The organism is Cryobacterium sp. N22, from assembly GCF_002929555.1.
In the GTDB taxonomy this organism is placed as follows: Bacteria; Actinomycetota; Actinomycetes; order Actinomycetales; family Microbacteriaceae; genus Cryobacterium.
Window position 1 is genome coordinate 1 of the sequence record NZ_PJJP01000036.1, and the last position, 25,063, is coordinate 25,063.

Consider the following 25,063-nt stretch of genomic DNA (forward strand, 5'->3'; position numbering starts at 1 on the left):
GCCTACGACCGGATCAACGGCATGGCCGGGAGCCTGAAAAAGACAGGTGACCCGACGCCAGCGGGCGCCGACTCAGAGATCAACCAGGAGCAGAGCAAGCGGAGCCTGGACCAGCTCCGCGCGGACATCACCCGGGCGCTGCTGCTGGACGGCATCACGCCCGACGGGATGGGAGCCGGGATCCGCGGCACGGTCATGATCACCGTGCCGGTGCTCACCCTGCTGGGCCTGGACGAGGAACCCGCCACCCTCGAAGGCTACGGGCCCATCTCACCCGAGGCAGCGAGAGAGATCGCCGGACACGCACCGAGCTTCACCCGGCTGCTGACCCACCCGGAAACCGGGGTGGTGCTCTCCCTGGGCAAAACCCAGCACAAGAACACCAAGGCCATGAAGAAATGGCTGCGAGTGCGCGACGAGACCTGCCGGTTCCCCGGCTGCTCCCGCCCGGCGGTCACAAGCGACGTCGATCACACCGACGGCTGGGCCGGCGGCGGCAGAACCGACTGCGACAACCTCGCCCACCTCTGCGAACCACACCACCGGCTCAAGCACCTCTCGCAGTGGCGAGTGACCCAGGAACCCGGCGGCATCCTGCTCTGGACCTCACCGGGAAAACGCAGCTACCGCACCGACCCCGCCAACCCGATGGGGCCGCCCCGGCCCCGGCCACCGGTGGTGGGGCCCAAGACCCGGAAGCGGCCAGCGGATGAGAGCTACCTGGCGCTGCGACACCGGCCGACCCGGAAGCCGACACCACCGGTGCCCGAGAACCCGCCGTTCTGACCCGCGGTCTCGCCGCCCGAACGCAGCCCAAGCCCGTCCAGGTACCAGGTCAGGTGAGGCAGTACGGACCCAGGAGGCTCTTGAGCTCGCCGAAGAGGTCGGCGGTGACAGTGACGCGGGTCGGCAGCTCGAAGACGCGGGCGGTGTCGCCCTTGATGAGCTTCAGACGCACCTCCGAGGTGCCACCGTGCCGTTTGAGCACCTCGCCGAGCTGGGTGACGGTATCCGTCGTGGCTCGCGCCTCGAACAACGTGATCGACAGGGTGCCGTGATCGGAGGCCTGCCCGAGCTCGGGCGCGAAGATGCTGTACGCGTGCAGGTTCATGCCGTCATCGCGCATGCTCACCCGGCCGCGCACCACCACGACGGAGTCGCTGACGAGGTCCAGGGAGAACTCCTGGTACGCCTTGCCCATGAACATCACGTCGATCTCACCGCCGAAGTCCTCCACCGAGATGATGCCGTACTGGTTACCGGACTTCTTGGCGATGCGGTGCTGCACATTGGTGATCAGACCGGCCACCGTGACGGTGTCGGCGTCCTGCGTGTGCTCCGAACTGATCAGATCGGTGATCGTGGTGCTGGCGTGCTTGGCCAGCGGAATCTCGAGGCCGGCCAACGGGTGGTCGGAGACGTAGAGGCCGAGCATGTCGCGCTCCAGCGCGAGCTTCTCCTTCTTGCTCCACTCCGGCCGCTCCGGTACCTGGTCGGTCTCCTGCGGGTCGTCGAAGAGGCTGTCGAAGTCGAAGCCGACCATGCCGTGTGACTCGTCGCGCTTGATCTTGACGGCGGAGTCGACTGCGCCTTCGTGGATCTCGAACATGGCGCGGCGGGTGGCGCCGAGGGAGTCGAAGGCGCCGGACTTGATCAGCGACTCGACGGTGCGCTTGTTCGTGACCTGGAGCGGCACCTTGCGGAGGAAGTCATGGAACGACTCAAAGTCGCCCTTCTCGGTGCGGGCGGCGCGGATGGCTTCGACCACGTTGAAGCCGACGTTGCGCACGGCGCCCAGGCCGAAGCGGATGTCGGTGCCGACGGCGGCGAAGAACCCGATCGACTCGTTCACGTCCGGCGGCAGCACCTGGATACCCATGCGGCGGCACTCGTTGAGGTACAGCGCGAGCTTGTCGCGGGCGTCGCCGACACTGGTCAGCAGGGCCGCCATGTACTCGGCGGGATAGTGCGCCTTCAGGTAGGCGGTCCAGTAGGACAGCACGCCGTAGGCGGCGGAGTGGGCCTTGTTGAAGGCGTAGTCGGAGAACGGTAGAAGGATGTTCCACACGGTGGTAACAGCTTCCATCGAGTAACCGTTGGCCATCATTCCGCCGGAGAAGCCCTCGAACTGCTTGTCCAGCTCGGACTTCTTCTTCTTGCCCATCGCGCGACGCAGCAGGTCGGCCTGGCCCAGGGTGAACCCGGCCAGCTTCTGTGCGATCGACATCACCTGCTCCTGGTACACGATGAGCCCGTAGGTGCCGCCGATGATGTCCTTGAGGGGCTCCTCGAGCTCCTTGTGGATCGGGATGATCTCCTGCTGCCCGGTCTTGCGCAGGGCGTAGTTGGTGTGCGAGTTCGCGCCCATGGGGCCGGGGCGGTAGAGCGCGATGACGGCGGAGATGTCTTCGAAGTTGTCGGGCTTCATGCTGCGCAAGAGTGAGCGCATCGGACCGCCGTCAAGCTGGAACACCCCGAGGGTGTCACCGCGGGCGAGCAGCTCGTAGGCCAGCGGGTCGTCCAGGCCGAGGTCCTCGAGCACGGGCCGGTGTCCGCGGTTGGCCGCGATGTTGTCGAGGGTGTCGTCGATGATGGTGAGATTCCGCAGCCCCAGGAAGTCCATCTTGATCAGGCCGAGGCTCTCGCAGGCCGGGTAGTCGAACTGAGTGACGATCTGGCCGTCGGCCTCGCGGCGCATGATCGGGATGATGTCGATGAGCGGGTCGGACGACATGATCACGCCGGCGGCGTGCACACCCCACTGGCGCTTGAGGTTCTCGATGCCCAGCGCGGTGTCGAAGACCGTGCGCGCCTCGGCATCCGTCTCGATGACGGCGCGGAAGTCGCCCGCCTCGCGGTAGCGGGGGTGATCCTTGTCGAACATGCCGGTGAGCGGCATGTCCTTGCCCATGATGGGCTGCGGCATGGCCTTAGTGAGCTTGTCACCCATACCGAACGGGAAACCGAGCACCCGGCTGGAGTCCTTCAGCGCCTGCTTGGCCTTGATGGTGCCGTAGGTGACGATCTGCGCAACGCGCTCGGAGCCGTACTTCTCCGTGACGTAATGGATGACCTCGCCGCGGCGACGATCGTCGAAGTCGACGTCGAAGTCGGGCATGGAGACGCGGTCGGGGTTGAGGAAGCGCTCGAAGATCAGGCCGTGCACCAGCGGGTCGAGGTCGGTGATGCCCATGGCGTACGCGACCATCGAGCCGGCGCCGGAGCCACGGCCTGGGCCGACCCTGATGCCGTTCTCCTTGGACCAGTTGATGAAGTCCGCGACCACGAGGAAGTAGCCGGGGAAGCCCATCTGGGTGATGACGCCGACCTCATAGTCGGCCTGCTTGCGCACCGCCGCCGTGATGCCGTTCGGGTAGCGCCGGAGCAGGCCGAGCTCGGTCTCCTTGATGAACCAGCTCTCCTCGTTCTCGCCCTCCGGGGTGGGGAACCGGGGCATGTAGTTGGCCGAGGTGTTGAACTTGACCTCGCACCGCTCGGCGATGAGCAGGGTGTTGTCGCAGGCCTCGGGGTTGTCCCGGAACAGGTGCCGCATCTCGGCGGCGGTCTTGAGGTAGAACTCGTTGGAGTCGAACTTGAACCGGTTGGGGTCGTCCAGTGTCGACGCCGACTGCACACAGAGCAGCGCGGCATGCGCGGTGGCGTCGTGGGCGTGCGTGTAGTGCAGGTCGTTGGTGGCCACCAGCGGCAGGTCGAGTTCTTTGGCCAGCTTGAGCAGGTCGGTCATGGTGCGGCGCTCGATGTCGATGCCGTGGTCCATGACCTCGCAGAAGAAGTTGTCCTTGCCGAAGATGTCGCGCAGCTCCCCCGCCGCCTGCCTGGCCTCGTCGTACTGGCCGAGCCGCAACCGGGTCTGCACCTCCCCGCCGACGCATCCGGTGGTGCCGATCAGGCCCTTGGAATAGGTGCTGAGCAGTTCGCGGTCCATCCGCGGCTTGAAGTAGTAGCCCTCGAGCGACGCGAGCGACGACAGCCTGAACAGGTTGTGCATTCCCTCGGTGTTCTCCGAGAGCAGGGTCATGTGGGTGTACGCGCCGCTACCGCCGACGTCGTCGCGGTTCTGGGCGTTGGTGCCCCACTTGACCCGGGTCTTGTCGCGGCGGTCGGTGCCGGGCGTGATGTACGCCTCGGTACCGATGATGGGCTTGATGCCGGCATCCGTGGCCGTCTTCCAGAAGTCGAAAGCGCCGAACACGTTGCCGTGGTCGGTGACGGCGATCGCGGGCATGCCCTGCTCGACTGCGGCGGCAATCAGCGGTTTGACCCGCGCGGCGCCGTCGAGCATGGAGTACTCGCTGTGCACGTGGAGGTGGACGAACGAATCATTCTGCGGCGACACGACTGCTCCAGCTGCTCTGGGGTTTATCTGATGAAGAGGGGTTGCGGGTCTTCCAGCCTAAGCGCAGGAAGACGCCCCTGCTCTGATCAACGCGGCCTAATCGCCGCGCAGAATGCGCAGAGCGTTGGCCAGGTCGTCCGGGTACTCGGCGTTGAAGGTGACCCACTCGCCGCTGGACGGGTGATCGAAGGAGAGCTGCTTGGCCACCAGCCACTGCCGGGTGAGGCCGAGCCTGGCGGAGATCTTCGCGTCGGCACCGTACATGGCGTCGCCGACACAGGGATGACGCTGGGCGGCCATGTGCACCCGGATCTGGTGGGTGCGACCGGTCTCGAGGTGCACCTCGAGCAGCGACCCAGAGGGGAATGCCTCGAGGGTCTCGTAGTGCGTGACGGAGTCCTTGCCCCCGGCGACCACGGCGAACTTCCAATCCGAGCGCGGGTGGCGCCCGATGGGCGCGTCGATCGTGCCGCTCGACGGGTCGGGGTGGCCCTGCACGACGGCGTGGTAGATCTTGTCGACCTCGCGGTCATGGAAGGCCCGCTTGAGGTGTGTGTAGGCGTTCTCGGACTTCGCGACGACCATGAGGCCGCTGGTTCCGACGTCGAGGCGGTGCACGATGCCGGCGCGTTCGGATGCTCCGGATGTGGCGATGCGGTAGCCGGCGGCGGATAGGGCGCCGAGCACCGTCGGGCCGGTCCAGCCCACGCTGGGGTGGGCGGCGACACCGGACGGCTTGTTGACGACGACGATGTCGTCGTCGTCGTGCACGATCGTCAGATCGGGTACCGCGATGGGCACGATGACGAGGTCCTGCTTGGGTGCCCAGCTCACGTCGAGCCAGGCTCCGGCGCGCAGCTTGTCCGACTTGCCGACCACGACACCGTCCTGGGTGACCCCGTCGGACTCGGCGATTTCGGCCGCGAAGCTGCGGGAGAAGCCGAACAGCTTGGCGATGCCCGCGTCAACGCGTGCACCGTCCAGGCCATCGGGCAGGGGAAGGGCTCGGTTTTCCATAATGCCGTTCAGTTGGTGGTGGCGAGAGGGGCCGGGTCGCCGGCCGGTTCGGCTGCATCCGGGTCGGATGCCGGGGTGCGGCGGCCGTCGAGGCCGATGCCGCGCAGGGTGAGGAGCATGAAGAGCGCCATGCTCACCACGATGCAGCAGTCCGCGATGTTGTAGATCGCCGGCATCATCCACGGGGTGTAGATGAAGTCGACGACGTGTCCGAGGCCGAAGGATGGCTCACGGAACAGTCGGTCGGTCAGGTTGCCGAGCACACCGCCGAGCAGGAGACCGAAGACGATCGCCCAGAGGCTCGAGCGGATGCGTGGGGCGAACCACACGACAAACACGACGACACCGGCCGCAACGAGTGAGAACACCCAGGTGAGGCCGGTGGCGAAGGAGAATGCCGCGCCGGGGTTCCGGATGAAGTGCAGTTGAAGCACATCACCCAGAACCCGGGCGCTCTCGCCCTCGATCATCCCGCGGACGACGAGGGCCTTGCTGATCTGATCAAACGCGTACCCGCCCACGGCCACGAGGGCCAGGACGAGTAGTGCGCGGTAACTGACCTTCGTCGGGTTGTTACGCGCCAAAGCCCTGGAAGCTCGCCTTCGGCGAGTTGCCCGAGTCCTTGCCCGCACCCGCGCCGACGGGCGACGTGGAGTCGAGGTCGCGCAGCTGACCCTCGATGTAGCTCTTCAGCTTCTGGCGGTATTCGCGCTCGAAGGTGCGCAGTTCCTCGATCTTGTTCTCGAGGACGGCACGCTCCTTGTCGAGTACGTTGATCTGCGCGCGCTGCTTGGCTTCGGACTCCGCGATAACGCGGGCGGCCGTGGCGTGGCCCTCGGCGATCAGGGCGTCGCGCTTCTCGGCGCCTTCCTTGACGTGCTCCTCGTGCAGGCGGCGGGCCAGCTGCAACAGGTTCGTCGTGCCGGCGGTCTCGTCGATCGGCTCGGCAACCGGCGCCGGGGCGACGGGTGCTGCTGCGACGGGCTCGGGCACGACGGCAGCGACGGGCTCTGCGACGGGCTCAGGGGTGTTGACGGGCTCAGCGGCCTTGGCCGCTGCTGCACTGACCGGAGCAGCACTGACAGGTGCGCCCTCGCCGCCGGAGAGACGGGCCTTGAGGTCCTCGTTCTCCTGGGTCAGGCGTCGCAGCTCGACAACGACCTCGTCGAGGAAGTCGTCAACCTCGTCCTGGTCATATCCCTCGCGGAACTTGGTCGACTGGAACCTCTTGTTGACTACATCTTCCGGAGTTAGCGCCATGGCTTTCCACCTCAAAACTTAATTGCGAACAGTTGTGCGAACACGTGCTTACGACCAACTGGCACTCGGTGTTGTACCGGGCCGGTTGGCCGTTATCGATCAAGAATACATGCCGAGGCCCTGATGGGGCTGCGTGTCAGAACCGAATCGCCGTAATCCACATTCCGATGATGCAGCAGAGCATGGTCAGGCTCCAGCCGAAATCGAACGCGATCGGGCCGATGCGGAGCGGCGGGAAGATGCGACGGAAGAAATTGATCGGCGGGTCGGTGAGCGTGTAAACGAGCTCAATGAGAACCAGGACGAACCCGTGCGGCCGCCACGACCTGTTGATCCCCCGCACCAGGTCGACGATGAATCGGCCCCACATCACGAAGAAGTACAGGAGCAGGAGGTAGTACGCGATCCCCAGGACCAGGTTGACTACGGACACGTCGGGTTATGACTGGGCGAAGAAGGAGGAATCGGCGTCCCCCTCCTCGACGGCGTTGTCGCCGGAGATGACGACGTGCGACGGCGACAGCAGGAAGACCTTGGCCGTGACGCGCTCGATCTTGCCGTAGAGGCCCTGGGACAGGCCGCTGGCGAAGTCGATGAGACGGCGAGCATCGGCATCGCTCATCTGGGAGAGGTTGATGATGACCGGGATTCCATCACGGAAGGACTCGGCGATCACCTGAGCATCGCGGTACTGGCGAGGGTGGACGGTAAGGATCTCGTTCATTTCGGACACGACAACATTCTTGGGGGTGGAGGTCTTGTGCAACGGCGTGACCGGTGCGCGGCCGGACGAGTGCGATCCGTTCGCCGGAGTGGCGTGGGACGACGCGACATGGGCTGACTGGGTGGGGAGAGTGGAGACGGGAGCCGCTGCGGGCGCCTCATATTCCAGCTCTTCGTCTGCCAGACCCAGGTAGACCATGGTTTTCTTGAGCGGGTTGGACATCTCGACCTCCGTGTTGGTATTACGACGTTTTCAGATTAACCGCTGCCGGGCGATTCCCGGTGATTGCGGTGCCAATTCGCAGGTGTGTCGCGCCTTCGGCGATGGCGGCCGCGTAGTCCTGGGACATTCCCATCGACAGGTACCTGGCGTCGGGAGCGATGCCGCGCATCTGGGCGCCCAGCTCACTGACCAGGGCGAACGAGCGCTTCGGCTCCGCGCCGAGCGGGGCGACGGCCATGAGCCCGAGCAGCCTGAGGCCCGGGGCCGACAGGACTCGTTCCACCAGCGGCGCGAGGTCCGGAATGGACACCCCGCCCCTGGCCGGGTCCTCGGTGAGGTTGACCTGCACGAAGCAGTCCACCACCGAGCTGTCCAGCTCGGCGGTGCTCTCGCCCTGGTCGGCCACCGGGGTGGCCAGGCCGGCTACGAGAGACTCCCGGTCCACCGAGTGGATGACCGACGAGTAGGCCCGCACCTGGCGGGCCTTCTTGCCCTGAACCTGGCCCACAAAATGCCAGCGGATGCCGGACCCGGCCAGTTCGGCCGCCTTCACCTGGGCTTCCTGGTGCCGGCTCTCCCCGAAATCGCGCACGCCGAGCTCGAGGAGCTCACGCACCAGCGAGACCGGCTGGAATTTGGTCACCACCACCGTGGTGATGTCATCCACCGAGCGACCGGCGAGCCGTGCGGCGTCGGCTATGCCGCCGCGCACGTTCGCCAGCCGTTGGGAGAGGTCCGGGTCGGTCATTACTTGAGGAAGTCGGGGATGTCCAGGTCGTCTGAATCGTCCTCGAACGCCGGGTCGGCGACTGGGGTGCTCGCCGCGGAATCGGTCGACCAGACCGAACCGGCGGGCTCGGCGACCGGGGCGCTGTCGGATGCGGCCGAGGCACCGGCAATGGCACCGGCGGCGCCACCGGAGACTCCCGCGGCCACACCGGCCGCGACCAGGTCGGAGCGACGAACCTCGGCGACCTTGGCGCCGGGCTCACCGCCGTCGAAGCCCGCGGCGATGACGGTGACGCGCACCTCGTCACCGAGGGTGTCGTCGATGACGGCACCGAAGATGATGTTGGCCTCGGGGTGCACGGCTTCCTGCACCAGGCGGGCGGCGTCGTTGATCTCGAAGATACCGAGGTTCGAGCCACCCTGGATGGAGAGCAGCACGCCGTGGGCGCCATCGATCGACGCCTCGAGCAGGGGCGAGGCCACGGCGAGTTCCGCCGCCTTGATGGCCCGGTCCGCTCCGCGCGAGGAACCGATGCCCATGAGGGCGGAACCGGCTCCCTGCATGACCGACTTGACGTCGGCGAAGTCGAGGTTGATCAGCCCGGGGGTGGTGATCAGGTCGGTGATTCCCTGCACACCGGCGAGGAGCACCTGGTCGGCGGTGGCGAAGGCCTCGAGCATGCTGATGCCGCGGTCGCTGATTTCCAGCAGGCGGTCGTTCGGCACGACGATGAGGGTGTCGACCTCGTTCTTGAGCGAGGCGACACCGGTCTCGGCCTGCGCCTGGCGGCGCTTGCCCTCGAAGCCGAACGGCTTGGTGACGACACCGATGGTCAGGGCGCCGATCGACTTGGCGATCCGAGCGACGACGGGGGCGCCACCGGTACCGGTACCGCCGCCCTCGCCGGCGGTGACGAAGACCATGTCGGCTCCGGCCAGCGCTTCTTCGATTTCCTCGGCGTGGTCCTCGGCGGCGCGACGGCCGACCTCGGGGTCAGCTCCGGCGCCGAGACCTCTGGTGAGGTCGCGGCCGACGTCGAGCTTGACGTCTGCATCGCTCATCAGGAGTGCCTGGGCATCCGTATTGATGGCGATGAATTCGACCCCTCGGAGGCCGAGCTCGATCATGCGGTTGACGGCGTTCACGCCGCCGCCGCCAATTCCAACAACCTTGATGACTGCTAGGTAGTTCTGATTAGTTGACACGTCCGGCCTCCGGTGGAACCCTAAACCTCTAGTCGAGGCTTAAAGTTATTCTGAGTATGCAATTCTAAATTCGAAGTTAGGTGCCACCGGTGGTGGCTTGGGGAGGCGCGCCCGCGTGTCGCGAATGCCCAGTCGGATCTCAGCGAACAACGGCGCTGTCCGGCGATGACACGTCGTATTCGGTCACGCTGCCCACGGGGTGGCTCACGAGCAATGCCGCCAGAACGAGGGCCTTGTACTCGCTTCGTTCGGCGTTGCCCCAGACCACCCGCGCTCCCCCACCCAGGGTGAGCGTGACGTCGTCCTTGGTGGCGGCCGTCACGGTGTCGAGCTGGCCGCGGATGCCCTCCGGCAACGCTCCGACCACGGCGACCGCGGCCTGGAATCCGGCGCCGCTGGCCCCGCCGGCGGCGTCGACGAGGGGGTAGCCCGGTGGCCGGTCCGGCCCGCTCTGGATGACCACACCGGCGGCGTCGACGAGGTCGAAGCCGGCTGCGGAGGTGATCGCGCCGACGGGCTCCCGTTCGACGATGCGCACCACGAGGGTGTCCGGCGGCCGGCTCTCGGTGACGTAGCTGCGGATCAGGCTGAATTCGCTCAGTTGCCCCTTCACCTCGGCGAGGTCCAGCAGCGGCAGCGGGGTACCCAGCTGCCCCTCGAGCGCCTGGGCCACGTCAGCGGCCGCGATGCGGTTGGTGCCGGTGATCTCGATGGTGCGCAACGCCATCAGCGGGGAGAACACCCCGACGAGGACGAAGGCCACCAGGGCGAGAACGGTGCCGCCGGCGGCGAGCCAGAGATTGCGGCGGTGGCGGGAGCGGGAGGTGAAGCGACGCACCTCGCTGCGCTCGTACTGCTTGCGGGCGCGCCGCGCCGCTCGCAGCCGGCCGCGGGCCGCTCGCGCTGTCAGCGGGGTCTCCCCCGCTGTCGACGCGGCCGGGGCGTCCTGTGCGCCGGCGGCCTTGGCACCGCGTTTCGGCAGGCTGAAGCCGCCCGGGCGGCGCCGGGGCGTGTGGGTGTCAGGCGCTGCGGAGTCAGGCGCTGAGGTGTCAGGCGCCGCGGTGTCGGACGCTGAGGTGTCGGACGCGTCGCTGGTCGGCAACACGATGGGCTCGGTCACCGCCTCAGGCTCGGCACGGGAGGCGGCGGTGCTCCGGGAGGCGCTCCGGCCCGCAGCCGGCCTGGCGGGCCCGCGGGCAGGCTCCTGGCGCGGCTCAGGTGTACGTGGCGGCGTGGGCGACGCCGCCGGTCGCGCCGCTGGACCTGCGGGACGCTTCATGCGTGAGCGCCCGGACGGTGCCTCATCCGCGCGCTCCCGCGGCCGACTCCTCGGCGAGAGACTCGAGCAGCTGCGGAACGATGCGGTACACATCGCCACAGCCGAGTGTCACGACGAAGTCACCGTCCCTGGCGATGGTGCCGAGGTAGTCGGCGGCGTCCTGCCATTCCGGGATGTAGGCGACATGGGCCGGGTCCTGGAAACGTTCGGAGACCAGCGCACCGGTCACTCCGGGTTCGGGGTCTTCGCGGGCGCCGTAGACCGCGAGCACGATGGTCTCGTCGGCGTACTTCTCCAGGGTGTCGGCGAACTCCTGGGCGAACAGCCGGGTGCGGCTGTATAGGTGCGGCTGGTGCACGGCGATGATCCGGCCCTCGCCGACCACCGTGCGTGCGGCGGACAGCGCCGCGGCGACCTCGGTGGGGTGGTGGGCGTAGTCGTCGTAGACGCTCACGCCGCGCACGGTTCCGTGCAGTTCGAACCGTCGCTCGGTGCCGCCGAAGGCCGAGATCGCCTCGAGCGTGGCGGCCGGCTCGAAGCCGAGTCCCACGAGCACGGCGAAGGCGCCGGCCGCGTTGATGGCGTTGTGGCGGCCGGGGATGCGCAGGGTGGCGGAGTAGTCGACGCCGTCCCAGTTCACGGTGAAGCTCACGGGGCCGCTGGTGCCGATGGAGTGCACCCTCGCCGTGGCGTCGTCGGCCTCGCCGAAGGTGATGGTGCGCTTGTCGGTGAGCTGGGCGGTGACGTGCACGGCACCAGGGTCGTCCGAGGAGACCACGACGAATTCGTCGGCGTTCTGGGCGAATTCGACGAAGGCCGCTTCGAAGGCCTCGAGCGAGCCGTAGTGGTCGAGGTGGTCGGGGTCGACGTTGGCGATGAGCGCGACGTTGGTGTTGTAGAGCAGGAATGAGCCGTCGGACTCGTCGGCCTCCACCACGAAGAGGTCGTCGGCTCCGCTGCCGGCGCTGACGCCGAGGGATTCGATCACCCCGCCGTTGACGAAGCTGGGGTCCTGGCCGAGGCCGAGCAGGCCGGTGACGATCATGCCCGTGGAGGTGGTCTTGCCGTGGGCGCCGGCGACAGAGACGAGGCGGTGCGAGCGGATCAGCCAGGCCAGCGCCTGGGACCTGTGCAGCACCGGGAGACCGCGTTCGGTGGCGAGAACGTATTCGGGGTTGTCCTGCCACAGGGCGCCGGTGACGACGAGGCTGTCGGCGTCGCCGACGTTGGCCGCATCGTGCCCGATGCTGATGGTCGCGCCCAGTTCGCGGAGCGCTTGCACGTTGTCGGAGTCGCGCGAGTCGGAGCCGGTCACGGTGTGGCCCGCGGCCAGGAACAGACGGGCGATGCCGCTCATTCCCGAGCCGCCGATGCCGACGAAGTGCACAACGCCCAGGTCTTCGGGAACTATCAGGGTCAGGTCAGGCTTGATCACGTGAATGTCTTTCTGGCTGGCGGTGCGTGGGTGGCGCGGGTGACGCGGGTCTGGGTCAACGTTACGCGGAGTGCGGAGCGGTCGCACCCGCCGCCTCGTCGATGAGGGCGATCGTGCGGGCGGTGCCGTCGAGCACACCGGCGGACAGGGCGGCGGCGCTCATGCTGTGGATGCGCTGGGGCTCCGCGAGGACCGGCAGCAACTCCGCCTGGACCCAGCCGGGCAGGAAGGCGGCGTCGTCGACGAGGATGCCACCGCCGGCGGCCACGACGTCGGCGGCGTTGAATCGCTGCTCGCCGTTGCCGACAGGGTACGGCACGAACACGGCGGGGATCCCGAGGGCGCTCAGTTCACAGACGGTGGCGGCTCCGGCGCGGGAGACCGCGAAGTCGGCGACGGAGAGCGCCAGATCCATCCGGTCGCAGTAGGCGATCATCCGGTAGCCGGGCAGCTTGGGGTCCTCGACTTCCGCGGCGTTGCCGGTGATGTGGAGCACCTGCCAGCCGGCCTCGGTCAGGGTCGTGGCGGAATCCACGACGGTGCGGTTGATGCGGCGGGCGCCGAGCGAGCCGCCCGTGACGAGCAGGGTCGGCAGGTCGGCGGCGAGGCCGAAGAAGGCCAACCCGGCCGCGCGGGAGCCGGCCCTGTCGAGAGTCTCGATTTCCCGGCGCAGCGGCATGCCGACGACCCTGGCGTGGCGAAGCCGGGTGCCGGCGAAGGCCACCCCGACCGAGCGCGTCAGCGCGGCGCCGACGCGGTTGGCCAGCCCGGGCTTGGCGTTGGCCTCGTGGATGGCGATCGGCACGCCGGCCCGGCGCGCGGCCAGGTAGGCCGGCGTGGCGACATATCCGCCGAAACCGACGACGACATCGACCCGGCGGTCGCGCAGGATGGCGGCTACATCGTTGATGGCGCGATTGAATTTGGGCAGGAAGCCGAGCGCCGCACGATTGGGCCGACGAGGGAAGGGCAGCCGCGGGACGATCAGCAGTTCGTAGCCGCGTTCGGGGACCAGCCGGGACTCGAGGCCCTCCGCCGTGCCGAGGACGAGGACCGTCGCGTCGGCGTCGCGCAGGCGGAGCGCGTCGGCGACGGCGAGCAGCGGGTTGACGTGGCCGGCGGTGCCGCCCCCGGCCAGCAGGTACGTAGTCATCGGGTGGTTCCTCGTTTCGGTGCGGCACCGACGGGAGCCGGGCGTGCGGGTGCGACCGCACTGTCGCGGGTCTTGGAGTCCTCGTTCAGGTTGTGATCGCTGCGGGCGAAGGACAACACCACACCGATGGCGGCGAGGGTGGTCAGCAGCGCCGTGCCACCAGCGGAGATCAGCGGCAGTGGCACCCCGAGGACCGGGAGAACGCCCAGGACCACGCCGACGTTCACGAGGGCCTGGCCGATGATCCAGACCATGACGGCCGCGGTGGTGACCTTGATCTGCATGTTGGCGGTGCCGCGCATGATGCGGATGAACGCGAAGGCCAGCAGGACGAACATCAGCAGAACGACGATGCAGCCGATCAATCCGAGCTCCTCGCCGATGATGGCGAAGATGTAGTCGTTGTCGGCGGCGGGCAGCCAGGACCACTTGGCCTTGGAGTTACCCAGACCGACGCCGAACACTCCCCCGTTGGCCAGCGCCCAGGTGCCGTGCAGGGGCTGCCAGCACGCGGCGGAGATGGTGCCCTTCAGCTCGTCGCAGCCCTCCGCGGCGAAGCTGAGGATGCGGGTCATCCGGTTCTCGCTGCTGATGGCGAGCAGGATGCCGGCCACCCCGCCGACGATCAGGGGCAGAGCGAGCATCCGCAACCGCAACCCGGCGAAGAACAGCGCGCCGAACAGGATCCCGGCCATGATGATCACGGTTCCGAGGTCGCCGCCGATCATCACCAGCATGACCGCCCCGCCGCCGACGCCGAACACGGGGATGTACACGTGTCGCCAGTCGTCGAGCTTGTCTTTCTTCTGGGCGAGGATCACGCCGAGCCAGATCACCAGGGCGACCTTGATGGCCTCGGAGGGCTGGAACTGCACCCCGGCGATCGAGAGCCAGTTGGTGTTTCCGGCGACGGTGACGCCGAGCGGGGTGAAGATCACGAGGCACTGGAAGAAGCAGGCCGCGGCCAGCGCCGGCCAGGCGACGCGTTTCCAGAAGGTCACGGGCAGCCGGCTGATCACCAGCATCAGCGGGATTCCGAGTACCGCGAAGATGCCCTGCCTGAACAGCCCGCCGAAGAATCCGGCGTCCTCGAGGTAGGAGTCCACCGACGAGGAGGACAGCACCATGACCAGGCCGAAGACGACCAGGAAGAGCGTGGTGCCCAGGAGCAGCAGGTAGTTCGTGGACTCGGCCCTGAACACCCTGCCGAGGTTGATCCGCGTCAGGGTACTGCCGCGTTCGTGGGAACCATGGTTCTCGGTGCGCTCAGGCACCCGGGTACGAGGACGAGTCTTCATGCGACCCACCTCCCAAATAATCGTGTACGGCTTGGGCGAACTTCGCTCCGCGTTCCGCATAGCTCGCGAACTGGTCCATGGATGCCGCCGCCGGCGCCAGCAGGACGACGTCCCCGGCCGAGGCGAGGGACGCGGCCAGGACGACCGCGGACGGCATGACCTCCCCAGTGTCATCCGAGTCGATCTCGAAGACGCGCAGGGCGGGGGCGTGTCGCCTGAATGCCGCCAGGACTTCCTCGCGCTCGACGCCGATGACGACGGCGCCGCGCAGCCGGCCGGCGTGCCGGGCCACGAGGTCGCCGATGTCGACGCCCTTCAGCAGGCCGCCCACCAGCCAGACGACGGAGTCGAACGCGGCCAGCGAGGCATCCGCCGCGTGCGGGTTCGTCGCCTTGGAATCATCGATCCAGCTGATGCCGTCGCGGATCGCCACCACCTCGATGCGGTGCGCGTCGAGCGTGAATGTGGCCAGGGCGGCCCGGATGGCCTCCGGTGACACGTCGAAGGACCGCGCCAGGGCCGCGGCAGCGAGGATGTTGGCCACCACGTGCGGGGCGGCCAGTCCGACGGCGGCGAGGTCGCTGATCGTGGTGAGCTCGATGGCGCTGTCGAACCGGTCCTCAAGGAACGCCCGGTCGCAGAGGATGCCGTCAACGATCCCCAGGTCGCTGGGCCCCGGCACACCCAGGCCGAAGCCGATGGCCCTGGCACCGTCGCTGACGTCGGCGTCTTCGACCATCCGCATCGTGGCGGGATCGGCCTTGTTGTACACGCAGGCGACGGTGGTGTTCGAGTAGACCTTGGCCTTCGCGTCGCGGTATGCGCTCGCGGATCCGTGCCAGTCGATGTGGTCGTCGGCGATGTTGAGGCAGACGCTGGAGACGGGCACGAGGGCGCCGGGACCGGTCAGCGGCAGGTGGTGCAGCTGGTAGCTGGACAGCTCGACCACGAGCACGTCCCAGCCCTGCGGGTCGCGGATGGCGTCAAGCACGGGCACGCCGATATTGCCGCAGGGGGCGACCCTGTGGCCGCCGGCGGCGAGCATCGTCGCGGCGATCTGCACTGTCGTGGTCTTGCCGTTGGTGCCGGTGACGAGGATCCACGGTGCAGCGGGGCCGACCTTGTCGCGCAGGCGCCAGGCCAGTTCGATGTCGCCCCAGACCGGGATGCCCTGTTCGGCGGCCCACAGCAGCAGCGGGTGGTCAGGATGGAATCCCGGCGACACGATGACCAGCTCGGCGTCGTGCTCGACCAGGGCCGGGGGCGCGGCGTCAAGGTCGGCGGTGACCAGGGGGACGCCGAGGACCTCGAGCAGGCGGGCACGCTCGTCGGGGGCGCGGCCGGCGACGACGAGGACCTCCGCGCCGAGTTCGGCCAGGGTGTCCGCCGCGGCGAATCCGGTCATCCCGAGGCCGAGAACGGCCACGCGCAGGCCGGACCAGTCGGAGTGCCAGCTGGTCAGAGTGTCGAGCCGGTCGGTGCCTGGAGCGTCGAAGGAGTGGGCGCCCATCACCGGGCCAGCCACTCGAGGTAGAACGTTCCGACGCCGGCGGCCACGAGCAGTCCGCCGATGATCCAGAAACGCACCACGACGGTGACCTCTGCCCAGCCTTTGAGTTCGAAGTGGTGATGGATCGGGCTCATCAGGAAGATCCGTTTGCCGCGGGTGACCTTGAAGTAGGCGCGCTGCACGATGACCGAACCGGCCTCGATCACGAAGAGGCCGCCGATGAGAACCAGCAGCAGTTCGGTGCGGCTGAGGATCGCCAGGGCGGCCAGTGCCCCGCCGAGGCCGAGCGAACCGGTGTCACCGAGGAAGATTTTCGCCGGCGAGGTGTTCCACCAGAGGAAGCCGATGAGCCCGCCGACGATCGCCGCGGCCACGATGGCCAGGTCGAAGGAGTCCGGTCCGGCGTAACACTTGTACATGTCGGCGATGTCGGACCCGCCGGTGTTGCAGGACTGGTTGGACTGCCAGAAGCCGATGATGATGTACGAGCCGATCGCGAACACCAGGGAACCCGTGGCGAGGCCGTCGAGACCGTCGGTGACGTTGACACCGTTGGAGGCGGCGGCGACGATCAGGCAGATCCAGATGATGAACGCGGCGATACCGATGAAGGTGCCCAGCTTCATGAAGTCCAGCGGCAGGTCCCTGATGAACGAGATGTGCGTGGAGGCCGGGGTCTGGCCGTACTTGTCGGGGAACCGCAGTGCCATCCAGCCGAACGCGCCGGCAACGACGACCTGGCCGGCGATCTTCTGCCAGCCGCCGAGGCCGAGGCTGCGCTGGTTGCGGGTCTTGAGGTAGTCGTCGAGGAAACCGACCAGGCCCAGGCCCACCATCATGAACAGCACGAGAAGGGGCGACGCCGTCAGCGGCCGCTGTTGCAGCCACATGGCGAGGAAGTAACTGACCAGGACGCCGACGATGATGATGATGCCGCCCATGGTGGCGGTGCCGCGCTTGGCGTGATGGCTCTTGGGTCCGTCATCGCGGATGAACTGGCCCCAGCCGAGTTTGTGGAACAGCCTGATGAACAGCGGGGTGAGCAGCAGGGTGAAGACGAGGGACATCGCTCCGGCCAGGAGGAGGGCTATCACGAGTACAACTTTCCCAGTCGGTCTCCGAGGAAGCGGAGTCCGGCTGAATTTGATGATTTGACGAGTACGGTGTCGCCGGGCTTCACGGTGTCGCGAAGCAGGTCGAAGGCCTCGTCGGCGGTGTCGACGTAGGCCGATTCCCCGTCCCAAGACCCCTCGTTGATGGTGCTGATGTGCATTCGGCGGGCGGCGCGGCCGACCACGATCAGTTGGGAGATGTTGAGGCGAACCGCCAGGAGGCCGATCCTGTCGTGTTCCTCACCGGAGAGCTCCCCCAACTCGCTCATCTCGCCGAGCACCGCGATGGTGCGTCCGTCGGGCGTGCGAATCTGGGCGAGGGTCTTGAGGGCCGCGGTCATCGAATCGGGGCTGGCGTTGTAGGCGTCGTTGATGACGGTGACGTCGTCCCGTCCGCCCAGGACCTCCATGCGCCAGCGTTCGGCGACGGTGACGGATTCGAGCGCGGCGACGATGTCGTCGAGCGGAACCCCGAGGGCGTCGGCGGCAGCGGCGGCGGCCAGGGCATTCATCACGTGGTGCTCGCCGAGCACCCTGAATGACACCGGCCGGCTGTCGCCTCCGGGCACGTGCAGGGTGAATGTCGTTCCGGTTCGGCTGCCGTGGATGTCGGAGGCGCGCACCATGGCCCGCTCACCCTCGCCGAACCAGACCACCCTCGCGGCGGTGAGGTCAGCCATGCCGGCCACCCGGTGGTCGTCGACGTTCAGGACGGCGATGTCGTCGGGTCCGAGGTCGGTGACCATTTCGGACTTGGTGCGCACGGTGGTCTCGATGCCGCCGAATCCGCCGGCATGGGCCAGCCCGACGCTGAGGACGATGCCGATGTCGGGCCGGGCCATCCGCACCAGGCGCCTGATCTCGCCTTCGGCGCTGGCGCCCATTTCCGCGACGAGGAATTCGGTCTGCGGGGTGACTTCGAGCATGGTCAGCGGCGCGCCGACCTCGTTGTTGAAGGAGGCGCGGGCGGCGACGGTGGGGCCGACCCGTTCGAGGATCGCGCGCAAGAGGTTCTTGGTGGTGGTCTTGCCGTTGGACCCGGTCACGCCGATGACCTTGAGGGAGCCGGCGGATCGTGCGCGGCTGATCGATACGGTGGCGAGGTCCCCGAGGGCGGTGACGGCGTCACCGACGACGATCTGGGCCACCGGCAGGTCGAGGAGTCGTTCGACGATGACGACGAGGGCTCCGTTGGCGACGGCGGCCGGCGCGAAGAGGTGACCGTCGGTCTCCTCCCCCGGCTTGGCGACGAAGATGTCGCCGGCGGTCACCTCGCGGGAGTCGGTGTGCACGGCACCGTCGACGACTGACTCCGCCGTCACGGACGGGTTCGTGGAATCGAGTTGCAGGGTGCCGTTCATGGCTGCGGCGATCTCCGCCAGGGTCAGGGCGATCATCTAGAGCCACCCGGCTTCCTGCAGTGCGAGTCGGGCGTCATCCCTGGCTGAATACGGGAGCTTCACTCCGGCTACCTCCTGGTAGTTCTCGTGGCCGGGCCCTGCGTAGAGCACGACATCGCCCTCCGCGGCCAACGATAGCGCGCGGCGGAACGCTGTGGCGGGGTCGGGGACCTCGTAGAGCTCCCGTTCTGGTACTGCCGCGCGTGCCGCGGCGAGCAGGGTGGCCCTGATGGTGGCCGGGTCTTCGAATCGCGGATGGAAATCGGTGATGACGACGGCATCCGCACCGCGGGCGGCGATGGCGCCCATGGCGTCGCGCTTGGTCTTGTCCCGGTCGCCGTCGGCGCCGAACACCATGATGATGCGCCCGGCGGTGGAGTCGCGGATCGCACCGAGGGTGTTGAGGAAGGCATCAGGGCTGTGGCCGTAGTCGATGTAGACCAGCGGGCCCCGGTCTCCGGAGATCAGTTCGGCGCGGCCGGGAATGTAGGCGTTGATGCCGCCGTCCCGGGTGAGGGCATGCTCGATGGCGGCCAGGTCGAAGCCGCTCTCCACCAGCATCACGATGGCCAGGGCAGCGTTGGCGGCCATGTACCAGCCGAGGAGCGGCACCCGCGTCTGCAGCCGGCGGCCATCGGGTCCGTCGAGGGTGAATTCGGTGAAACGGGCACCGGTCTGCACGACGTTCATGCGCCAGTCCGCATCGACCGGACTGCGGTCGGCGTCGGCCGACCCGACCACGGGGTTGTTGGCGAGGGTGGTGACCGGGATGCGGCTCTCCGCCGCGATGCGGCGGCCCCACTCGGAGTCCACCGTGACCACTCCGCGGCGGGAGCGGTCGGGCTGGAAGAGCTCCAGCTTGGACTGGAAGTACTCCTCCATCGACGCGTAGTCGTCGAGGTGGTCGTGGGAGAGGTTCGTGAAGCCGGCGACGTCGAAGACCAGGCCGTCGACCCGGTGGCGGCTGATCGCCTGGGCTGACACCTCGATACCGACGGCGCGCACCTCGGCTTCGCGCATCCGGGCCAGGAGGGCGTGCAGTTCGCTGGCCTCCGGAGTGGTCAGGGCGCTGGTCACGGCGATGTCGCCGATCCGGCGCTCCGCCGTGGAGGTGAGCCCGGCGACGACACCGAGCTGGCTGAGGATGGCGAACAGCAGGTAGACGACGCTGGTCTTGCCGTTGGTGCCGGTGACGGCGAACAGGTCCGCGGGGTTCTCGGCGGTGCGATGGATCCAGGCGGCGACGGCGCCCAGCGCGGCGCGCACATCCGCCGTGACGAGGATCGGGAGGCCGCAGTCCGCGGCCAGCAGGGCGCCGGCCTCGTCGGTCAGCACGGCAACGGCCCCGGCTTCGCGGGCCGCGCGGGCGTGGGATGCCCCGTGGATCATCATGCCGGGCACACCGACGAACAGGTCGCCGGGCTGCACGGTGCGCGAGCTGAGGCTCACGCCGGTCAGTTCACGGCTCAGGGTGTCTCCGCGTACGTCAAGCTCAAATTCATCGACCAGTCCTGACAACGATCGCGGGACCGGATGCTGAGGACGGAGAGCCGAGGGTGCCAAATCGGTCACGAGGCTCACTTTCTTACCAGGTACCGGGGAGATCAGGCGCGGCGGCGCCCGAGGGAACTGCCCGGTACTTTTTCAGCACTTGGCTCATGACCTCTTGAAAGACCGGAGCGGGAGCTGCTGACGAATTCATGTTAACAGGATCGGCCAGACTCACCGAAACGACGTACTGCGGATCGTCGGCCGGAGCGAAGCCCGACACCGAGACCAGATAGCCCTTGGAGTAGCCGCCGTTGCCGTCTGGCATCTGCGCGGTACCGGTCTTGGCGGCCGCACGGTAGCCCGGGATTTCCCAGGTGTCGGCGAGCCAGGCCTTCTGGTAGACCATTTCGAGGATGTCCGCGGTGTCGCGCGCCGCTTCGGCCGAGACGACCTGGGTGCCCTCTGCCGCGGGGACGTCGGTGAGGGTGCCGTCAGGGGTGCGGCAGCCGGAGACCAGCTGAACGGGCATCCGGACGCCGCCGTTGGCGATGGTCTGGTAGATGCTCGACACCTGCAGGGCCGTCGTGGTCAGGCCCTGGCCGAACATCGTGGCGTATTGGGTCTGGTTGTCCCACTTCTCGGCGGGGTGCAGAATACCGGGGTCTTCGCCGGGGAAGCCGCTCTCGGTTTCGGTGCCGACCCCGAACTTAGTCATGTAGTCGTACCGCTGCTGATCGGTCAGACGCTCGCCGAACAGAGACGTGCCGGTGTTGGACGACTCGATCAGCACCCCGCTGAGGGTGAGGCGCAGGTCGTCGTGCATCGAGCTGTCATTGATGTTGGCGCCGTTCTCCGGCAGGTACCGGTAGGGGGCGACGACCTGTGATTCGGGCGTCGCCACGCCGGCGTCGAGCACGGATGCGGCCGTGAGGGCCTTGAACGTCGAGCCGGGCTCGTAGGAGGCCGTGAAGGCGCGCGAGCCGCGATCATCGGGGTTGGTCGTGGCGCTGACGTCGTTGGGGTCGACACTCGGGTAGTCGGCCACGGCGACGAGCTTGCCGGTCTTGACCTCCTGCACGATCACGTTTCCCCAGGCCGCCCCGGTCTTCTGGGCCTGCTCGGCGAGCACCTTCTGCACGAAGAACTGCAGGTCAGAGTCGATGGTGGTGATGACGTCGCTGCCGTCGGAGGCGGCCTCGGTCGTCACGGTGCTTTGCGGCAGCCGCACGCCGTCGGCGCCGCGCTCGTAGGTCTCCGAACCGTTGTGGCTGGCGAGGCAGGCGTCCTGGCCCACTTCGAGGCCGGCCTGCGCCTCGCCCGCCGACGAGACGAACCCGACGATGTTGCCGGCCACGGCACCGTTGGGGTAGACCCGGCCGGGGTTCTGGTACAGGTAGAGCCACGGGATATCGAGAGCGTCGAGGGCACGGAACGCGTCCACGTCGATCTTCTTGGCCACGACGGCGTAGTCCGATTTGGGGTCATCGGCGAGGGACTCTTTGATCAGTGCCACCACCTTCTCGGGCGACTGGCCGATGACGGCACCGATCTCGGCAGCGGCATCGGCCACCGTGATGGTCGTATCCACGTCGTCCACGGTGCGGGTGAACGTTGTCGCGTTCTTGGGCGAGAGGGCCACGTCATAACGCATCACCGTGCCCGCCATGACAACGCCGTTGGCGTCGAGGATCTCGCCGCGCGAGCCGTAGACGGTTCTCTCGACCGACCGGTTGCCCAGGGAATCGGCGCTGAGGGTGTCAGCGCGCACCACTTGGATGTCGACGAGGCGAACCACGAACACGCCGATGATGGCGACGAGGACGACGACGGTCGCCGCGATCCTGCGCTTGCTGGACATGTTCGTTCTCGCCACGTGGTGGTCCTCCCGGTTCGGACTATGCCGTATTTATCGAGTTGTCGTCGACGGCAGGCCGTCGGCCGCCGTAACCGGTTTATCGAGTGGTCGGCGACGGCAGGCCGTCGGCTACCGTAACCGCCGCGGGGGCGGTTCCGGCGGCAGGCGCGCCGGACGCGACGCTGGTTCCCTGGCCGCCGGCGGGCAGCTGGGTGACCAGGGGAACCCCCGCGAGCAGGGCGTTGGGAACGAGGCCGGCGGCGCCGGCCGCTCCACCGCTGGCCGAGGTCGGTGCGCCGAGGACGGCACCGTCGGAGAGCTGGAGGTAGGCCGGGGTGGAGTTGCTGACCATGCCGAGTGCCTCGGCGTTGGCTGCGAGGCTCTGCGGCGAGGACACCCGGATGAGATCTTCGCTGACGCTGTCGGCGGTGCGGCCGAGTTCGACCTGGCTGGCGCGCAGGGCCGAGATCTCATAGGCGCCCTGAGAGATCCCCACGCTCAGCAACAGCTGCGCCACGATGACGGCACCCACGCAGGCGACCGCCGACAGCGCGTAGACGACGCGAGGACGCGTGTGAGTGCTGGGGCTCACGATCTCGATGTGGCGGCGTTCGTCGGCGCCGGTGCGCTCGGTGAATTCGGGGCGCAGTGTCTCTGTGGTCAGCACCCGGGCCAGGTTGTCGCTCATTCGGCTCTCCTTAGTCGTTCGGCGGCACGCAGGCGAACCGATGTTGCACGGGGGTTGATGGCTTTTTCATCCTCGGACGCCAGTTCGGCGCCCCGGATCAGCAGGGTGAACAGCGGTTTGTGTTCCGGGAGCTCCACGGGGAGGCCGGCAGGGGCGCTCGACTGCGACGCGGCGGCGAACATCCGCTTGACGATGCGGTCTTCGAGGGATTGGTAGGCCATCGAGACGATGCGGCCGCCGACGGCCACCGCCTCCATCGCGGCGGGGATGGCGCGTTCGAGGACGGCCAGTTCCTGGTTGACCTCGATGCGGAGCGCCTGGAAAACCCGCTTGGCGGGGTGACCCATGCGCTGCACGGCAACCGGAGTGACCTTGGTGATGACCTCGACAAGCTGGGCGGAGCGCACGAAGGGGGTCGTCGCCCTGGCGTCCACGATCGCCTTGGCGTAGCGGCCGGCGAGTTTCTCTTCGCCGTACTCCTGGAAGATGCGGCGCAGCTCGGACTCGCTGTAGTCGGCGAGAATGCGCTCGGCGGTGAGCGGCGACGTGCTGTCCATGCGCATGTCCAGCGGCGCATCCTTGGAGTAGGAGAAGCCGCGCTCGACCTGGTCGAGCTGCATGCTGGAGACGCCGAGGTCGAAGAGGATGCCCTGCACCTCGCTGATGCCGAGGCCGGCCAGCGCGTCGAGGATGCCGTCATAAACGGTGTGTACGAGGTGGATGCGGTCCCGGAACGGCTTGAGGCGTTCCTCGGCGATGGCCAGCGCGTCGAGGTCGCGGTCCAGGCCCACCAGGGTGAGACCGGGGAACCGGGTCAGCATGGCTTCGGCGTGACCGCCCATGCCGAGGGTGGCGTCCACGAGGATCGCGCCGGGCGCGGCCAGGACCGGGCCGAGCAGTTCGATGCTGCGCTCGAGCAGCACCGGGGTGTGGATCTCGCTGAGCTGCGGTCGTTCGACCGGGGCGGCGGGGGTTTTGTCGCTGTTCATCTCGTTGTTCGTGTCGTTGTTGTTGTTGTTGTTCATAGCTACCGGGGCCGGATCCTGAGGCCCGATCCCCATCCGTTCCGCCTGGCACCGGGGAAGTGTGTCAGGAGGGCGACGGCTGGGAGTCGGGCACCAGGAGCTAGAAGAGTCCCGGAATCACCTCCTCCGTGATGTTGGCGAACGAGGCTTCCTGCTCGATGAGGTAGAGGTCCCACACCTCGGTGTCCCAGATCTCCACGCGGTTGCCCACGCCGATCACCGTGAGGTCGCGGCCCAGGCCCGCGTAGGCCCTGAGGTTGGCGGGGATGGTCACCCGGTTCTGCTTGTCGGGGGTTTCGGCGCTGGCTCCGGACAGGAAGACACGAAAGAAGTCGCGCCCCTCCTTGCTCGTGATGGGCGCCTGGCGGATCTTTTCGTGCACCTCATCGAAATCACGCGAGGTGAAGACGTACAGGCACCGTTCCTGGCCGCGCGTCATGACGATGCCGGTCGAGAGTTCCTCGCGGAACTTGGCCGGCAGGATGACGCGTCCTTTTTCGTCGAGCTTGGGGGCATAGGTCCCGAGGAACATTCATCACCCCTCTCTTCCGGCCAAGGTCAGGTGTTGCTCCACTTTACTCCACTATCAACCACCGCGTCTGGAAAACGCGCGATATTGCTGCGAACTTGCCCAATTATTCCCTGGAAACACTGGGAATCACAGGGTGGAGGAAAATCCCACATTTTGGGGCCCGTGGGGATGTTTCGGGCGCAAAAAAGGACCGACCTGGTGGCCGGTCCTGCGGGGTGACACGAAGTGGGCGAAAAGGGAGGGCTGGGGGTGGCGGGGGGACGAACGGCGGGGCCAATGCAGAACGCCCGCCGTCTGGGTGAGGGCGGGCGTTACTGGTTGCTGGTTACTGGGTTACTGCTGGCCGTCCTGTCGGCGGTCCCAGCGATCGTTGAGCTTGTCCATGAAGCCCTGCTGGCTGCGTGCCTGAGCCGGACGGCGGGACTGCCCAGGCGACGGCCTCGTCGCCCGAGCCGTGCGGCCAGGTGTGATGGCCAGGAGCACACCACCGAACATGATGATGAATCCGACGATGCCCAGCCACAGCTGTTGCACCGCGACACCGGCGACAAGAGTCGCTATCCCGACGACGCCGGCGAGTACTCCGAGCACAATTGAACGGTAGTTGGGGCGAAGGCGGGTGCCTCCAACGCTCGCCACGAATTCGGCATCGTTGTGATAGAGACTGCGCTCCATCTCTTCGAGGAGTCGCTGCTCTTGTTCTGAAAGCGGCATCTCATTCCTCCAATTGGGGATCGAGCGGATTAGACCCTAATTCTAGTCCCGCTGAG

At 67.5% G+C, this 25,063-nt stretch carries 21 protein-coding genes and 1 pseudogene; 1 reads left to right on the forward strand and 21 read right to left on the reverse strand.

Annotated elements, in window-relative coordinates; all coding sequences use genetic code 11:
* Nucleotides 1-786 (forward strand): annotated as a pseudogene (locus CXY76_RS11450) (HNH endonuclease); the annotation flags it as partial.
* 49 nt (nt 787-835) lie between these two features.
* On the opposite strand, the gene dnaE reads toward CXY76_RS11450, so the two are convergent.
* From dnaE to CXY76_RS11555, 21 genes are all read right to left on the reverse strand, one after another.
* Nucleotides 836-4,303, reverse strand: coding sequence for a DNA polymerase III subunit alpha (dnaE, locus tag CXY76_RS11455; protein WP_104164968.1), 3,468 nt, complete (start codon nt 4,301-4,303; stop codon nt 836-838).
* 150 nt (nt 4,304-4,453) lie between these two features.
* A complete protein-coding gene (locus CXY76_RS11460) occupies nt 4,454-5,374 on the reverse strand; it encodes an RluA family pseudouridine synthase (protein WP_104164580.1) in 921 nt (306 codons plus the stop codon).
* 8 nt (nt 5,375-5,382) lie between these two features.
* A complete protein-coding gene (lspA, locus tag CXY76_RS11465; RefSeq protein WP_104164582.1) occupies nt 5,383-5,958 on the reverse strand; it encodes a signal peptidase II in 576 nt (191 codons plus the stop codon).
* Nucleotides 5,948-6,634 carry a DivIVA domain-containing protein gene (locus CXY76_RS11470; protein WP_104164584.1) on the reverse strand — a complete coding sequence of 229 codons (687 nt, stop codon included), beginning with the start codon at nt 6,632-6,634 and terminating at the stop codon, nt 5,948-5,950. Before CXY76_RS11470 ends, lspA begins: the two co-directional genes overlap by 11 nt.
* Before the next feature lie 136 nt (nt 6,635-6,770).
* Nucleotides 6,771-7,067, reverse strand: a complete 297-nt coding sequence (locus CXY76_RS11475) for a YggT family protein (protein ID WP_104164586.1) — start codon at nt 7,065-7,067, stop codon at nt 6,771-6,773.
* Nucleotides 7,068-7,073: 6 nt separating this feature from the next.
* The gene (locus CXY76_RS11480; RefSeq protein WP_104164588.1) at nt 7,074-7,580 is read right to left on the reverse strand and encodes a cell division protein SepF; all 507 of its coding nucleotides are present in this window, start codon (nt 7,578-7,580) and stop codon (nt 7,074-7,076) included.
* A 19-nt stretch (nt 7,581-7,599) separates the two neighbouring features.
* Complete coding sequence (locus CXY76_RS11485) at nt 7,600-8,328, reverse strand: YggS family pyridoxal phosphate-dependent enzyme (protein ID WP_104164590.1); 729 nt, start codon at nt 8,326-8,328, stop codon at nt 7,600-7,602.
* On the reverse strand, nt 8,328-9,515 hold the full coding sequence (gene ftsZ, locus CXY76_RS11490) for a cell division protein FtsZ (protein WP_104164592.1): 1,188 nt from the start codon (nt 9,513-9,515) through the stop codon (nt 8,328-8,330). The genes CXY76_RS11485 and ftsZ overlap by 1 nt, the downstream gene beginning before the upstream one ends.
* 139 nt (nt 9,516-9,654) lie before the next feature.
* Nucleotides 9,655-10,635, reverse strand: a complete 981-nt coding sequence (locus CXY76_RS11495) for an FtsQ-type POTRA domain-containing protein (RefSeq protein ID WP_104164594.1) — start codon at nt 10,633-10,635, stop codon at nt 9,655-9,657.
* A 181-nt stretch (nt 10,636-10,816) separates the two neighbouring features.
* A complete protein-coding gene (gene murC / locus CXY76_RS11500) occupies nt 10,817-12,229 on the reverse strand; it encodes a UDP-N-acetylmuramate--L-alanine ligase (protein ID WP_104164596.1) in 1,413 nt (470 codons plus the stop codon).
* Between the two features lie 61 nt (nt 12,230-12,290).
* Nucleotides 12,291-13,382 carry a glycosyltransferase gene (locus CXY76_RS11505; protein WP_104164598.1) on the reverse strand — a complete coding sequence of 364 codons (1,092 nt, stop codon included), beginning with the start codon at nt 13,380-13,382 and terminating at the stop codon, nt 12,291-12,293.
* Nucleotides 13,379-14,680, reverse strand: coding sequence for a putative lipid II flippase FtsW (ftsW, locus tag CXY76_RS11510; RefSeq protein WP_104164600.1), 1,302 nt, complete (start codon nt 14,678-14,680; stop codon nt 13,379-13,381). The genes CXY76_RS11505 and ftsW overlap by 4 nt, the downstream gene beginning before the upstream one ends.
* Nucleotides 14,649-16,190 (reverse strand): UDP-N-acetylmuramoyl-L-alanine--D-glutamate ligase, encoded by a 1,542-nt coding sequence (murD, locus tag CXY76_RS11515; RefSeq protein ID WP_104164602.1) that lies wholly within the window; start codon nt 16,188-16,190, stop codon nt 14,649-14,651. The genes ftsW and murD overlap by 32 nt, the downstream gene beginning before the upstream one ends.
* Nucleotides 16,190-17,284: a phospho-N-acetylmuramoyl-pentapeptide-transferase gene (gene mraY, locus CXY76_RS11520; RefSeq protein WP_104164604.1), complete on the reverse strand. Its 1,095-nt coding sequence runs from the start codon at nt 17,282-17,284 to the stop codon at nt 16,190-16,192. Before mraY ends, murD begins: the two co-directional genes overlap by 1 nt.
* Entirely contained in the window at nt 17,281-18,699 is a 1,419-nt protein-coding gene (gene murF, locus CXY76_RS11525; protein WP_104164606.1) for a UDP-N-acetylmuramoyl-tripeptide--D-alanyl-D-alanine ligase, read from the reverse strand. Before murF ends, mraY begins: the two co-directional genes overlap by 4 nt.
* Entirely contained in the window at nt 18,700-20,274 is a 1,575-nt protein-coding gene (locus tag CXY76_RS11530) for a Mur ligase family protein (protein ID WP_104164970.1), read from the reverse strand. It abuts the gene before it with no gap.
* 13 nt (nt 20,275-20,287) lie between these two features.
* Entirely contained in the window at nt 20,288-22,066 is a 1,779-nt protein-coding gene (locus CXY76_RS11535) for a penicillin-binding protein 2 (protein WP_233199733.1), read from the reverse strand.
* A gap of 79 nt (nt 22,067-22,145) precedes the next feature.
* Nucleotides 22,146-22,736, reverse strand: coding sequence for a hypothetical protein (locus CXY76_RS11540; protein ID WP_104164610.1), 591 nt, complete (start codon nt 22,734-22,736; stop codon nt 22,146-22,148).
* The gene (gene rsmH, locus CXY76_RS11545; protein WP_104164972.1) at nt 22,733-23,725 is read right to left on the reverse strand and encodes a 16S rRNA (cytosine(1402)-N(4))-methyltransferase RsmH; all 993 of its coding nucleotides are present in this window, start codon (nt 23,723-23,725) and stop codon (nt 22,733-22,735) included. The genes CXY76_RS11540 and rsmH overlap by 4 nt, the downstream gene beginning before the upstream one ends.
* 136 nt (nt 23,726-23,861) lie before the next feature.
* Nucleotides 23,862-24,293, reverse strand: a complete 432-nt coding sequence (gene mraZ / locus CXY76_RS11550; RefSeq protein ID WP_088456053.1) for a division/cell wall cluster transcriptional repressor MraZ — start codon at nt 24,291-24,293, stop codon at nt 23,862-23,864.
* Between the two features lie 333 nt (nt 24,294-24,626).
* Nucleotides 24,627-25,007 (reverse strand): DUF3040 domain-containing protein, encoded by a 381-nt coding sequence (locus tag CXY76_RS11555; RefSeq protein WP_104164612.1) that lies wholly within the window; start codon nt 25,005-25,007, stop codon nt 24,627-24,629.
* Nucleotides 25,008-25,063 lie beyond the last annotated feature (56 nt).

Bases quoted from the DNA above. Each gene is read 5' to 3' on its own strand.
- dnaE (WP_104164968.1), bottom strand. From the start codon at position 4,303: ATGCTCGACGGCGCCGCGCGGGTCAAACCGCTGATTGCCGCCGCAGTC.
- CXY76_RS11460 (WP_104164580.1), bottom strand. From the start codon at position 5,374: ATGGAAAACCGAGCCCTTCCCCTGCCCGATGGCCTGGACGGTGCACGC.
- CXY76_RS11470 (WP_104164584.1), bottom strand. From the start codon at position 6,634: ATGGCGCTAACTCCGGAAGATGTAGTCAACAAGAGGTTCCAGTCGACC.
- CXY76_RS11480 (WP_104164588.1), bottom strand. From the start codon at position 7,580: ATGTCCAACCCGCTCAAGAAAACCATGGTCTACCTGGGTCTGGCAGAC.
- CXY76_RS11485 (WP_104164590.1), bottom strand. From the start codon at position 8,328: ATGACCGACCCGGACCTCTCCCAACGGCTGGCGAACGTGCGCGGCGGC.
- CXY76_RS11505 (WP_104164598.1), bottom strand. From the start codon at position 13,382: ATGACTACGTACCTGCTGGCCGGGGGCGGCACCGCCGGCCACGTCAAC.
- ftsW (WP_104164600.1), bottom strand. From the start codon at position 14,680: ATGAAGACTCGTCCTCGTACCCGGGTGCCTGAGCGCACCGAGAACCAT.
- murD (WP_104164602.1), bottom strand. From the start codon at position 16,190: ATGGGCGCCCACTCCTTCGACGCTCCAGGCACCGACCGGCTCGACACT.
- murF (WP_104164606.1), bottom strand. From the start codon at position 18,699: ATGATCGCCCTGACCCTGGCGGAGATCGCCGCAGCCATGAACGGCACC.
- CXY76_RS11540 (WP_104164610.1), bottom strand. From the start codon at position 22,736: ATGAGCGACAACCTGGCCCGGGTGCTGACCACAGAGACACTGCGCCCC.
- rsmH (WP_104164972.1), bottom strand. From the start codon at position 23,725: ATGAACAGCGACAAAACCCCCGCCGCCCCGGTCGAACGACCGCAGCTC.
- mraZ (WP_088456053.1), bottom strand. From the start codon at position 24,293: ATGTTCCTCGGGACCTATGCCCCCAAGCTCGACGAAAAAGGACGCGTC.
- CXY76_RS11555 (WP_104164612.1), bottom strand. From the start codon at position 25,007: ATGCCGCTTTCAGAACAAGAGCAGCGACTCCTCGAAGAGATGGAGCGC.